The 13,942-nt window shown below is 71.8% G+C and carries 4 protein-coding genes; all 4 read right to left on the bottom strand.

Annotated features, from left to right (window positions below; genetic code table 11):
• Window positions 1-20 precede the first annotated feature (20 nt).
• Complete coding sequence (locus ACIQNU_RS38300) at window positions 21-1,079, bottom strand: MDR family NADP-dependent oxidoreductase (protein WP_401375612.1); 1,059 nt, start codon at window positions 1,077-1,079, stop codon at window positions 21-23.
• Window positions 1,076-2,773 carry a phytoene desaturase family protein gene (locus ACIQNU_RS38295; RefSeq protein ID WP_401375733.1) on the bottom strand — a complete coding sequence of 566 codons (1,698 nt, stop codon included), beginning with the start codon at window positions 2,771-2,773 and terminating at the stop codon, window positions 1,076-1,078. The genes ACIQNU_RS38300 and ACIQNU_RS38295 overlap by 4 nt, the downstream gene beginning before the upstream one ends.
• A gap of 64 nt (window positions 2,774-2,837) precedes the next feature.
• Window positions 2,838-4,520 carry a phytoene desaturase family protein gene (locus ACIQNU_RS38290; RefSeq protein ID WP_401375610.1) on the bottom strand — a complete coding sequence of 561 codons (1,683 nt, stop codon included), beginning with the start codon at window positions 4,518-4,520 and terminating at the stop codon, window positions 2,838-2,840.
• Window positions 4,510-13,938, bottom strand: a complete 9,429-nt coding sequence (locus ACIQNU_RS38285) for an amino acid adenylation domain-containing protein (RefSeq protein ID WP_401375608.1) — start codon at window positions 13,936-13,938, stop codon at window positions 4,510-4,512. The genes ACIQNU_RS38290 and ACIQNU_RS38285 overlap by 11 nt, the downstream gene beginning before the upstream one ends.
• Window positions 13,939-13,942 lie beyond the last annotated feature (4 nt).

Genomic DNA, 13,942 nt, shown 5'->3' with positions numbered 1-13,942 from the left:
CTTTGTTCTGGTGGTGCCCGTCACAGTTCGACCAGCACCTTGCCCGTGTGGGTGGCCGACCGGCCGTGGTAGAGGCTCGCGTAGGCGGCGGGGATGTTGTCGAAGCCGCGGTGCACGGTGTGGTCGCAGACGACCTCGCCCCGCCGGATCCGGCCGCCCAGCTCGGTGTGGAGCGCCCGCCAGTTCTCGTCGGTGAACCACTCCAGGGAGAAGATCCCGCGCACGGTGGTCCGCGGGAACATGATGTACGGCAGCAGCCGGGGCCCCACCGCGTCCCGTCCCACCTGGGTCGCCCACTGCCAGCACACGGCCACCCGGCTGCCGACGTTGAGCAGGGAGAACACGGCGTCCGTGACGGCGCCGCCCAGGTTGTCGAAGTAGCGGTCGACGCCGTCGGGCGCCGCCTCGGCGAGACGCTCCCGTACGGTGTCGGCGCTGTCGCCGTGCCGGTAGACCACCACCGCGTCGAATCCGATGCCCGTCAGGTACTCCGCCTTCCGCGGGCTCGACGTCGTGCCGACCACCCGTGCTCCGGCGAGCCGCGCCAGTTGACCGGCGAGCGTGCCGACGGCGCCCGACGCGCCGCTGATCACGAGGGTGTCGCCAGGACCGGCCGTGAGAAAGGTGGTGAGGGTTCGCCAGGCCGTCATGCCGGGGCCGCCCATCGAGCTGAGCGCCGTCGCCAGGGGCAGCGTGTCGTCGTACCAGCTCGGGTCGAGGCGCCGGTAGGCGGGGAACACCATCGGGAAGGTGCCCGTCTGCCAGAGCGTCGCGGCGCCGTTGCCGACGACGTGCGACCGCCAGCCGCCGAAGCCCTGCACGAGATCGCCGGGACGGTGGGCGGCGAGCGGCCCCGCCTCCAGCACCTCCATGATCGAGTCGGCGCCCATGTGCCGGCCGAGCGGGGTGTCCAGCGCGATGCCCTGGAGGTAGGGGTCCACGGAGACGTAGAGCGTCCTCAGCAGCATCTCGTCGGGTGCGAGGTCCACCTCCACGTCCTCGACCAGCTTCTCGTAGATCCGGTCGACATCGGGCGTGCCCTCGACATGCTCACGGACCACCCACTTCTGGACCTTCATTTCGGCTCCCTTTCCAGGCATGCGAGAGCGCGGCCCGGCGCGGCGGGGACATCGGGCCGTCTTCCGACCGGGAGGACGAGGTGTGTCGGCGGTGGCCCCGACGCGTCGACGGAGGCGGTGAACTCCCTGCCGTCGTCGCGGCAGACGAACTGCATGACATGCCGGCCGGCCGCCGCGGCGCGGATCAGACCGCCCGTGGTCGCCCAGACGCCCGACAGATAGAAGTTCTCCAGGCCCGGCAGCCCCGGACCGTGCTTCTTGACCAGCTTCTCCAGCGTCTCGCCGCTCTCCACGAACGGCTGCCAGCCGAGCACCGTCCCGTCGTGGTTGCCCGTGTAGCGGACCTGGGTGAGCGGACTCGACACGTCACGCACCACGATGGCGTCCTCGATACCGGGGAACCGCTCCTCCAGGAACCGCACCAGCGCGACGCGCGCCCGCCGTTTGGCCGCGTAGTAGCCGCGCCCGTGCCGCACCGGAAGCGTGTGGAGCCGTTCGCCGCCACGGTTCCGGGTGACCTGTTCCGGCCCCTCGTCCAGTGCGCGCCAGGGCGCGATGTCGCAGAAGTAGGTGGCGTAGACGACGCTCGTCGCCTCCGGTGAGAGTTCCGGGTAGTGGCGGCTGCGGAACTGGACGTTGACGCTCGGGTGGCGGATGCCGGTCAGCTCGGCCGCCTGCGCGTCGGTCAGCAGATGGGTCGTGCACGGGTCGCCCTCGGGGAATGGCCTGCTGAGCCCGAGGAAGAGCGTGAAGTAGCCGGGGAACACCATGCCGGGTTCGTTGAGGGTGGTGGTGTAGAGCCGCCGGTAGGCGTCGTTCAGATAGCGGCCCCCCAGGAACTTCATCATCGTGGTGGGCCCGTCGCAGGCCGACACGATGATGTCCGCGCGCAGTTCCCGCCCGTCGCTGAGGCGCACACCGACCGCCCGGTCCTCCTCGACGATCACCTCCTCGACCTTGGTGTTGTACGAGGTCCGGCCGCCGAGCCGCCGGTAGCGCCGCTCGATCGACTGCGCCAGCCCGAGCGATCCGCCCTCCGGCACCCCCGCGGACAGATTGGCGTGCGCGGCGAGCTGGAAGAGGGTCGGCAGTACGGGGAACGCCGGGTGTTTCTCGTAGAGGACGAAGTTGAACGCCTGTCGCAGCAGGGGGTCCTTGAACCGTGCCGAGTAGTCGGACATCAGCACCGAGATCGACTTGCGGACGGCGTTGAAGTACGGGGCGAACGACGCGAGCATGCGCCAGCGTTCCGTCCGTCCCATCAGTCCGACCGGTTTGAGGAAGGGGTAGACGGCCAGCGCGCGGCGGAAGGACCGCAGAAGCCCGCAGAACTCCGCGATCTGCCGGGCGTCGGCGGGGGACAGCTCGGTCAGATGGGCCTGGAGCCGGTCCGGGTCGGAGTAGAAGTGGACCGCCCGGCCGTCCTGCCCGCGCACGATGTTGAACACGTCGAAGTGGCGTACCTCCTTGCCCTGGAGGGCGCCCAGCTCCAGCCAGATCTGGTGCATCTCGTTGCCGGGGCCGCTGCCGAGCAGCCAGCTCACACAGGCGTCCAGGGTGTAGGCGCCCCGCTCCCAGGCGGTGCAGCAGCCGCCGGGGATCTCGTGCATCTCCAGTACGTGGGAGCGGTAGCCGTTCATCTGCGCGTAGCAGCCGGTGGAGAGACCGCCGAGCCCCGCACCGATGATGATCATGGTTTGCCTGTCGCGCGGCGAACGCGTCATGAAGTGGGTCTCCTTAGGGGGCTTCTGATGGCCGTCACGCGCCGGTGTTCTGCCGGAAGGGCCGCCGGTCGAGCTGTGGCAGCCGCCCGAGCTTCCCGGTGTGCCAGGGCTCGGTCGCGGTGCTCTCCCACGCCCGGAACGCGACGCCCAGCTCCTCGCACAGGTACTGCGTGGCGAAGCGGCCGGTGGACGCGGCGCGGATCAGACCGCCCATCCCGACCCACTGGCCGGCCATGGTGAAACCGCGGAGTCCGGGCAGCGCCATCCGGTCCTTGCCGACGAGATCCGCGGCGATGTCGTCGGCCTCGGAGAACGCCTTCCAGGCCAGGATCGAACCGTTGTGGTTGCCGGTGTAGCGCCTGGTCGTCGCCGGTGAGGCCACGTCCACCAGCTCGATCCGCCCGGCGACGCCGGGCCACAGCCGCTCCAGAAAGCGCCGTACGAAATCGGCCACCTCGCGTTTGCGCGCCCAATAGGCCTTGCGGTCGGTGCGGCGCAGCGTGTGCCAGTACGTGTAGTCGCTGAAGTACGTGCAGTGCACCACCGACTTGCCGGGCGGGGCGAAACCGTCCGCGTAGCGGGAGCGCAACTGGACGACCAGGCTGCTCTGAAGCGCCCCCGGCAGCTCGCGGGCATCGGCGGCCGGGAGGAGATACGTGGTGCTGTGGGCGTCGTCGGCGGGCAGCTCGCCCCGCACCCCGACGAACGCCGACACCACGGCCGGGAACAGGGTTCCCGGCCGCTCAAGGAGGTCGGAGTAGAGCTTGTCGATCCTCGGCCCGGTGTAACGGCCGCCCAGCAGCCCGTGGACGGTGGTGCGGCCGTCGCAGGCCGACACGACATGATCGGCGAAGTACCGTCTGCCGCCGCGCAGTTCGACCCCGACGGCCCGGCCGCCCTCGACCAGCACCTGCTCGGCGCGGGCCCGGTAGGTCACCGTCCCGCCGAGCCCCTTGTACCGCCCCTCGATCGACCGGGCGAGCCCGAGCGAACCGCCCTGCGGGAAACCGGCGTTGCCGTGGTAGGCGCTCGCCATGTTGAACAGGAACGGAAGCAGCGGGAAGTCCTCCGGATCCTGGAAGAAGATGTTGCGGAACGCCCGGCGCAGCAGCGGATCCTCGAACCGGTCGGCGAACCGGTGCATCGGCGTCGCGGCCGTCCGCCAGAACAGCCGGAACGCCGGCAGCACGGTACGCAGCAGCGCCGCCCGCTCCCGCACGGTCCGCAGCGCGGGCGCGGTCAGGAACGGGTACAGCTCGATCTCCGTGAACCGCCGCAGGTCACGGCAGAAGGAACGGATCAGCCGCGCGTCCCCGGGCGAGACCTGGAGGAGGTGTTCCTGAAGGCGCGCCGGGTCGTTGTAGAACGTCACCGACCGGCCGTCCTCGTCGACGACCTTGTTGAACAGGTCGAAGTTCTTGATCGTCTTGCCGTCCAGCGCGCCCAGCTCACGCCAGACCTGGTGCGCGTCATTGCCCTCGGCGGTGCCGATCAGCCACTCGATGCAGTAGTCGAAGAGGTAGCCGTCGCGCGACCAGGCCGTGCAGCAGCCGCCCGGCAGGACGTGCTTCTCGAAGACGCGGGTCCGTAACCCGCTCATCTGCGCGTAGCAGCCGGTGGACAGTCCTGCGACGCCCGCGCCGATCACGAGGACGCGGGGCGCGCTGCCCGGCGCCCGCTCCCTGACGGTCCAGTCGGACCCTTCCTCATCCCGCATGGTCCGCTCCCCCCGTCAGAAGGGCCCGCACCAGGGCGGCGTTACGGGGGAGATGCTTGGGGTCGAGCATGTCGGCGTGGGTTCCGGAGCCGCGCAGGACGTGCGTCTCCCCGGTGGAGCCGCCGTGCCAGGAGCCCGGGAGGCCGGCCGCGTACAGACCGGCCTTGTCCTCGTCGGTCACGACGCCCAGCGAGGCCGCCAGCGTGCCGGTGTTGGGGGTCGTGCCGCAGAAACTCAGATACTCGGCGGCGTGTTCGAGCGCGGTGGCGGTGACGATCTCCGACCCCGTGTGCTTGAACAGATGGAGCCCCAGCTCCTCCTCGAACCGTTCGACGTCCTCCTCGCCGGGCGCGTACGTCTCCAGGATGCGCCGGGCGTCGAGCACCACGACCTGACCGGGCGCCCGCCCGCGTGCTTCGAGTTCCTTGGCCACTTCGAAGGCGAGGTTGCCGCCGAGCGAGTACCCGAGCAGCGGGCAGGGGCCCTCGGGTGCGACGGACTCCACGAGGTTCGCGTAGCGGGCGACCTTGTCCCCGCCGGGCAGGTAGTTGAAGGCGATCACCCGGTACTCGGGGAGCTGCGCCGCCAGGCCGCGGTAGACGAGACCGTGGCCGCCCGCGGGCGGGAAGCAGAAGACCGGCGGCCCCTGCTCCGGGTTGAACGTCAGATACGGAAGTTCCTCGGCCGTCGTGCTGTTCACCACCTCCTGGACGGCAGCCGCCATGCCGTACAGCGTTGTCGTCCGGTACAGGCGGCTGACGGGCACGGCGACACCGAACTCGGTCCGCAGGTGGTGAAGGAGTTCGATCAGCTTGATCGAGCTGCCGCCGGACTCGAAGAAGTCGTCCCCGAGCCCCGCCCGTTCGATCCCGAGCAGCGCCTCCCACAGCCTGGCCATGCTGATCTGGTAGAGCGTCACCGGCGCTTCGTGCGACTGCTGCCGGTCACCGCTCACCGGCACCGGGAGCGCGGCGACGTCGACCTTTCCGTGCGCGGTGAGCGGCAGTTCGGGCAGCTCGACGACGTGCGAGGGCACCATGTACGACGGCAGCGCGTCCGCGAGGTGGCGGCGCAGCGTGCGCCGGTCGAGGACCGCACCCGGCTCGGCCACGCAGTACGCGCACAGCGTCGCGTCCCCGACGGCGTCCGGGCGCACGGCCACCACCGCGCGCGCGAGCCCCGGCCAGTCCGTCAGATGCGCTTCGATCTCGCCGATCTCGATCCGGTGCCCGCGCAGCTTGACCTGGTTGTCGCTGCGCCCGAGCAGATGCACCCGGCCCTGACCGTCCCAGCGCGCCACGTCACCCGTCCGGTACAGCCGGACCGGCGCGGCCCCCGGCTCCCGGCTCAGCGTCCGGACCACGAAGCGCCGCGCGGTCAGCCCTGGGTCCCCGGCGTAGCCGAGCGCGACGCCCTCGCCGCCGATCCACAGGTCGCCCGGCACACCCGGCGGCACCGGCTCGCCGTACGCGTCGAGGACGTGGAGCGTACTGTTCGCCAGCGGCCGGCCGATCGGCACCATCAGACCGGGCTCCAGGTCGTCCACGGGACCCTCGAAGAAGGCGCTGTCGATGGTCGCCTCGGTCAGGCCGTACGAATTGATCACACGGGTGTCCGGGCCGCACAGTCCGCGCAGCCGCTGGTACTCCGCGACCTTCCACGCGTCCGAACCGACCACCAGGAGCCGCAGGAAGTCGAGCCGTTCGCCCTCCCGCTCGCAGTGGTCCATCAGCCCCCGCACGATCGCGGGCACGAACTCCGCGCAGTCGACGCGCTCCGTCCGCATCGTGCGGTACAGCCGCGCCGTGTCGAAGATCAGGTCCCGGTCGGCCAGGACGAGGGTCGCGCCGGAGCACAGGGCACGCACCAGGTCGCCGGTGAACACGTCGAACGAGGGCTCGGCGAGCTGGAGATGCACCCGTACGCCGTCATCGAGCCGGTACTCCTCGCGCCAGGCCGCGTAGGCGGAGGCGAGGGAGCGGTGGCTGATCCGGACGGCCTTGGGGAGGCCGGTGGAGCCCGAGGTGGTGATGGTGTACGCGGGGGATTCCGGGTCCGCCGCCTCCGCCGGGGCCGGTCCGTCGGTCTCCGCCGCGCGCAGGGCGCCCGGCGTCACCACGGAGGCCGGCAGGCCCTCGGCCCACGGGACGTACGGGTCGCCGACGACGACCAGATCGGCCCCGGCGCTCCGCAGGACCTGCGCGACACGGTCGGCGGGCTGGTCGGGGTGGAGCGGGAGGTAGGCGCCGCCCGCGCGGAGAACGGCGAGCAGGGTGACGATCAGCTCCGGCGACTTGTCGAGGCGCAGCCCCACGACCGAGCCCGCCGTGACCCCCAGCTCCCGCAGCCGCCGCGCCCTGGCGTTCGCCCGGCGGTCGAGTTCCCCGTACGTCAGCCGGGCCGCGCCGCCCCGCGCGGACGGGACCGACACGGCCACCGCCTCGGGGCTCGCCGCCGCGATGTCGCCGATGAGGTGGTGCACCGGCCGGTCCTGCCCCGGAGTGCGTCCCGTACGGGCCGTCTGCCGGGCGGCGCCGCTCCACTCGGACACCAACTGCTCGCGCTCCCGGTCGCCGAGCATCTCCAGGCGCGCGGTGGGCAGCGCGGCGGGCGCCCGCACCAAGCTGTCGAGCAGCCGCACATAGTGCCCGGCCATCCGGCGTACCGTCTCCGGCACGAACAGGTCGGTGTTGTACTTCAGGACACAGTGGAAGCGCCCCTCCGCCTCGTTCTCGTACACCGACAGCGTGAGGTCGAACTGGCCCTCCTCCTCGGGCAGTTCGATGTAGTCGAGCCGGTAGCCGTACTGCTCGGTGGCCACCTTGTGGGTGAGCAGGATGAACATCGCCTGGAACACGGCGGAGCGGCTGGGGTCGTGCTGGAGGCCCAGCTCCTCCACCAGCAGCACGAACGGGTACTCCTGGTTGTCCAGACCGTTCAGCACGGTCGTACGGACCTGTGCCAGCAGCTCCGCGACCGTGGGCGCCCCGGACAGATCCGCGTACAGCGGGAGCGGGTTGACGAAGTAGCCGTAGACGGAGGCGAACTCCTGCTGGGTGCGGCCGGTCACCGGGCTGCCGACGATGACGTCGTCCTGACCGGAGTAGCGGTGCAGCAGGACGTAGTAGGCGCTCAGCAGGACCATGAACGGCGTCACGCCGTGCTCCTGCGCCAGCGCGTGCACCCGGACGCTCAGTTCGCCGTCGAGCACGAAGAACTCCGATGCGCCGTTGTGCGTCTGCACGGCGGGGCGGGGCTTGTCGGCCGGCAGGTCCAGGAGCGGGACGTTGGACGGCAGATGGGAGCGCCAGTACGCGAGCATCCCGGCCGCCTCGCGGCTCGCCAGGAACCGGTTCTGCTGGTTGAGGAAGTCCAGATAGCGTGCGGGCACCGGCGGCAGCGCGGGCTCCCGCCGCTGCTTCAACGCCTCGTACACGGCGAGCAGTTCCTCGATGAACGTGAACGTCGAGATCGCGTCCGAGACGATGTGGTGGACCGCCTTCATGATGATCCAGCGGTCGCGGTCGCGTCGGAACAGGCGGAACCGGACCAGCGCGTCCCGTTCGAGGTCGTACGGCTTGCGGTACTCGCGGACGATCACCCGCTGGATGTCGTCCCACTCCTGCCCCTCGACGTCGAACAGGGCGAGGTCGGGCTCCGCACCGGACACCGTCCGCTGCACCGGCCGGCCCGCCTCCAGATGGAACGAGGTGCGCAGCGCGGGATGCCGGGCGATGAGCCTGCGTACGGCCTCGAACATCAGCTCGGGATCGAGTTCCGCACGCACCTCCACCGCGCCGCCGATGTTGTACGCGTACCCCTCGGGGTTGAGCTGCTTCAGGAACCAGAGCGCTTTCTGATTCTGCGTCAGAGGGTGGTTCCGCTCGTCCGTGAACACCTCCACGCCCGCCCCCGGACCGTCGTCGGCCCCGTCGGCGGCCACCCGGTCGACCAGACCGTCGTAGAGCTGACTGGCCAGTTCGCCGACCGGTGTGCCACTCAGCAGAGCCACCACCGGCAGGGCGATACCGAACTCGGCCTGCACCTTCGCGCGCAGCTCCATCGCGAGCAGCGAGTCCAGGCCCAGCGCGCCGAGCCCGGTCGACGCGTCGATGTCCTCCGCCGTACGCAGGACGCCGGCGGTGAGCGCGGTGAAGCGGTCGGCGACCAGCGCCCGGCGCCCGGCCTCGCCCGCTGCGCGGAAGGCGTCGAGGAACGCGTTGCCGCCCGCGTTGCCACCCGCGCCGTCGTGCTCCCGCGCGGACGCGGCGAGTTCGGTGATCAGCGGGGGCGGGGTGTCGTACCAGGCGAGGAACGTCGGCCAGTCGACGATCGTCGCGACGAGGAGCTGGGCCCTGTCCTGGCCGATGACGCGCTCCAGGACGTTCACCCCGACGTCCGGGAGCAGCGAGCTGAGGCCGCGGCTGTGCAAGTAGTGGTCGGCCAGGCCCAGTTCCTCGATCATGCCGGTCGCCCACGGGCCCCAGTCCAGACTCAGCGCGGGCAGCCCCCGGGCCCGGCGCCGGTGCGCGAGCGCGTCGAGGAACGCGTTGCCCGCCGCGTAGTTGGTCTGCCCTGCGGTCGTCAGCAGCGAGGCGATCGACGAGAAGAGCACGAAGTGCTCCAGCGGTTCGTCCCGCAGATGCTTGTCCAGCAGATGGGCGCCGACGGCCTTCGGCCCGTACACCGCGTCGAACGTCGCCCGGTCCATGTCCGCGACCAGCGTGTCCCGCACCTGACCCGCCAGGTGGAACACCCCGCGCACCGGTGGCGCGCCGCCCCGCCGGTGCGCGGCGAGCCAGGCGGTCAGCGCGGTCTCGTCGGTGACGTCGACCGTCGCGGGCACCGCCTGCGCGCCCAGCGACTCCAACTCCCTGAGCAGGGCGACCGCCCTGCCCTGCGCCGTGCCGGGGTCGGTCGTCGGCCACTCCTCGCGGGCGGGGACCGGGGTCCGGCCCATCAGGACGAGCCGGCGGGCACCGCGCTTGACCAGGGTCCGGCACAGGAGCCGGCCCAGCGCCCCGAACGCCCCGGTGACCAGATAGCTCCCGTCCGCGCGCAGCCGCAGCGGCATCGGCCGGGTCAGCCCCTCGGCGGGCAGCAGGCGGCTCGTCGCACGGCGGTCGCCGCGCAGCCCGATCTCCTCCTCGTCTCCGCTCAGGAACTCGCGCAGCAGGGCCACGGCGTCCGCGCGGGCGCCCGGCGCGCCCGGCTCGCGCGCGGGATCGAGGTCGACCAGTTTGCCCCGGTGACCGGTCAGTTCCTGGTGGCGCAGCACGCGCGTGACGCCCCAGGCCGACGCGGGCAGCGGCGCGACGGCGTCCCCGGGTGACACGGGCTGCGCGCCGCGCGTGACGACGTGCAGCCGACCGCCGGTCCCGCGCCCGAGAAGGACGCGGGCGAGCGCGACGAGGGAGTACGCCCCGGTGGCCCCTGCCCGCGCCAGGTCACCGTGGGCGCAGTCGGCGATGTCCGGCAGATCGAGGTTCCACAGATGGACGACCGTCCCGCCGAACGGCGTGCCGTCCCGGTCGAGGTCGGCGAAGAGCCGCTCCCACTGCTCGGCGGAGTCCGGCGCGACGGTGAACGCCGTGTCCCCGGACCGGTAGGAGGCGCCCGGCCGCACCGTGCGGCAGCGGTCCCCGCGCGCCGTCACCAACTCCGCGAAGGCGTCCGCGACACCGTGGCCGTCGGCGAGCAGCAGCCAGTCCCCGCTCTCCGTGGCCTCGGGCCCGCCCGCGCCTTCCCGCGGGTCCGCCCACGGGCGGTCGGTCCAGGTGGGCTCCGCGAGCCAGGAGTCGATCGTGGTACGGGAGACCGTGGTCGACGCCTTCTCGACGTCGGCCGCGCGGAACCCGGTCATCCGGCCCAGCGCCGTCCCGTCGTCGGCGTAGAGGGCGAGGTCCCCGACCAGTTCGTCCCCGTCGTCCCGGACCACCGTGCCGTGCACCCACAGCGTCCGGTCACCGACCGGCGCGAGGCACACCTCGTCCAGCGACAGCGGCAGCCGGATGCCCGTACCCCTCGACGGCGTTTCCCTGTCGGGGATCTGCGGTGCCAGGAGGGTCTGGAAGCAGGCGTCGAGGAGTACGGGATGGATGTGGTGGCGAGCCGCCTCGTCACCGATCGCCGCCGGGGGCCGGATCCGCGCCAGGACCTCGCCCGCGCCGATCCAGACCTCTTCGATGGCCTGGAACGCAGGCCCGTACTGGTAGCCGAGGGCGGCCAGTCCCGCGTAGCACTCCTCGCCGCCGAGGTGGCGCGGGCTCCGTCGCCTTACCGCGTCGATGTCCAGGGCCGGCCCGGCGGAGCGGCGCTGTCCGGTACGGACCACTCCGCTCGCGTGCACCGCGCGCTCGGTGTCGGCCCCGGACGGCGCGGAGGGGACGGACGCGACGGTGAAGTCCCCGTTCTCCAGGGACACGGACAACTGGACCGTCCGGGGCTCCTCCTCGCTCAGGAACAGCGCCTTGCGCAGGTCGACGGAGGCCAGCACCACATCCGTGCCCCCGGTGAGGGTCCGCACGGCCTGCGTCGCCATCTCCAGGTAACCGGCCGCCGGGAACACCACGGTGTCCTGGATACGGTGGCCGGCCAGGTACGGCAGCGACTCGGTGTCGAGCCGGGACTGCCAGGTCGGCTCCGCGTGATCCGTGCGGCGGCCGAGGAGCGGGTGGTCGAGCAGTCCGAGCCGTACCTGCGCGACGGGCCGCGGCTCGGTCCAGTGACGGTCGCGCCGCCACGGATAGCGGGGCAGCGGAACTGTCTCACCGGCGGGCTGGAGCACGTCCCACGCGACGCAGGTGCCGAGGTTGTGCAGGGTCGCCAGGGACACGGCGAACCGCTCGGGCTCGTCCTCCGCCCGGCGCACCGACGGCACCACGACGGCCGAGCGCCCGGTGTCCTCCAGGCATTCGCGGATGGCGTGACCGAGCACCGGATGCGGGCCGATCTCCAGGAACACCCGGTGGCCGTCGTCGGCGAGCGCGTCCACGGCGGCGCGGAACCGCACCCGGTCGCGGACGTTCTTCCACCAGTACCCGGCGTCCAGCGCGACGCCCGCCGCCGTACCGTCCTGACCCGTGAGGCGGACGGGCACTCGCGCGGGGCGGGGCGCGAGATCGGCAAGCGAGTCCAGCAGCTCGTCCTTGATGCGGTCCATCGCGGCGCTGTGGTACGGGACCTGCACCGAAAGGAACTTGGCGAAGACCTGTTCCGCCTTCAGCTCGTCGGCTAGGGAGCCGAGCGCCGTCGCGTCCCCGGCCAGGGTGAGCGAGGTGGGGCTGTTCACGGCGGCCACGGACACCTTGTCCCCGTAGGGCAGCACCCGGCGTTCGGCCTCGTCCTCGGACAGGCCGACGGCGAGCATGGTGCCCGTCCCGGCCAGCGTGTGCTGGAGGCGGCTGCGATGGAGGACGATGCTGACCGCGTCCCGAAGCGAGTAGACGCCCGCCTCGTGGAACGCGGCCACCTCGCCCGTGCTGTGCCCCACGACGGCGTCCGGGTGGACTCCGTACGAGCGCCACAGGGCCGCGAGGCCGATCTGCACGGCGAAGTTGGCCGGTTGCGCGAGCCAGGTCTCGCCCATCCGCGACCGGTCCTCGTCGGCCGCCATCTCGTCGAGGAGCGACCACCCGGCTTGCGCGCGGATCTCCCGGTCGCACGCGGTGACCGCCGCACGGAACACGGGCTCGCTCGCCATCAGCCCCCGGCCCATGCCCCACCACTGCGGGCCCATCCCGGTGAAGACCCAGACCAGGCGCCGTTCCTGGACCTCCAGTTGACGCCCCCGCACCACCCTCGGATGGGGTGCGTCCCGCAGATACGCGGCCAGCCCGTCGTCCAGCGACTCCCGCGAGGAGTACACGACCGACAGCCGCGACTCCAGGTGCTGACGCCGGTGCGCGAGCGTGTGCCCGAGATCGGCGAGGCCGACCGCCGGACCCCGGTCTCCGGCGAGTTCGTGACGGATGCCGTCGGCCAGCTCGGCGAGGGCGTCCGGGTGACGGGCCGTCAGCGGAAGGATGCTCCACCTGCGGTCGGCGGTGCCGGCGGCGTCCGTGGCCCCGGCGGTGCGGGGGAGCGGGGCCGGGCGCGGGGCGGGCGCCTCCTCCAGTACGACATGGGCGTTGGTGCCGCCGAAGCCGAAGGAGTTCACCCCGGCCCGCGCGGGCCCCTCGTGCGCGGGCCAGTCGGTCACGCGCGTGGGGATGGCGAACGGTAACGCGCCGCGGTCGATCGCCGGGTTGATCTCTTCGAGGTTGATGTGGGGCGGGATCGTACGGTGCTTGAGCGCCAGGGCGGTCTTGATCAGCCCCGCGATCCCGGCGGCCGACTCCGTGTGCCCGATGTTGGTCTTCACCGAGCCGACGTAGCACGCGGCTCCCGGAGCGCGTCCGACGGCGAGCGCACGGGCCAGCGCGTCGGCCTCGATCGGGTCCCCGACCGGCGTCGACGTGCCGTGGGCCTCCACGTACTGGAGGTCTCCCGGCACCAGCCCGGCCTCGGCGCACACCTGTCGCACGAGGGTGACCTGCGCGTCCCCGTTGGGCACGGTGATGCCGTTGGTCCGGCCATCCTGGTTGACGCCGCTGCTGAGGATCACCGCGTGGATCGGGTCCCGGTCCCTGAGCGCGTCCTCCAGCCGCTTGAGCGCGACCAGGCCGACGCCCTCGGCGCGCACATAGCCGTCCGCCGACGCGTCGAACGTACGGGAGCGGCCGTCGGGCGACAGGAAACCGCCCTTCGTCTCCGCGACGGTGTACTGCGGCGCCATGTGCAGCAGGACGCCGCCCGCGAGCGCGAGATCGCTCTCACGGTCCCGCAGGCTCCGGCACGCCAGGTGGACGGCGACCAGGGACGAACTGCACGCGGTGTCGATCGAGAGGCTGGGGCCGCGGAAGTCGAAGGAGTGCGAGATCCGGTTCGACACCATCGTCATCATGGTGCCGGTCGCGGTGTGGGCGGCGAGCGTCTCGAAGCTCAGGTCGGAGAACTGGAGGATCTTGTAGTCCAGCGTGAACGCGCCCACGTAGACAGCGGTGTTGCTGCCCGCCAGCTCGGCCGGCCGCTGGCCGCCGTCCTCCAGCGCCTCCCACGCCACTTCGAGGAGCTTGCGCTGCTGGGGGTCCATGTGGTCGGCCTCGCGGGGACTGATCCCGAAGAAGGCCGGTTCGAACTCGTCGAAGCCGTCGATGTATCCGCCTCTGCCGCCCGCCAGCCGGCCCGGCTTGTCCCGGTGACGGCTTCTGAGCGTGGTGACGTCGTAGCGGTCCGCCGGCGTCGGCGTGACGCAGTCCTTCCCGTCCACCAGGTTCTGCCAGAAAGCCCGGTGGTCCGATGCTCCGCCGGGCAGTCGGCAGCCGATGCCGATGATCGCGACTTTGCCCGTCGAAGCGTCAGGGATCGCGTCAGCCAAATTC

Origin of the sequence: Streptomyces sp. NPDC091292 (assembly GCF_044757265.1) — a bacterium.
GTDB lineage: Bacteria > Actinomycetota > Actinomycetes > Streptomycetales > Streptomycetaceae > Streptomyces.
The sequence above is the reverse complement of the archived record's forward strand: the minus strand, read 5'-3'. Positions and strand labels throughout refer to the sequence as shown.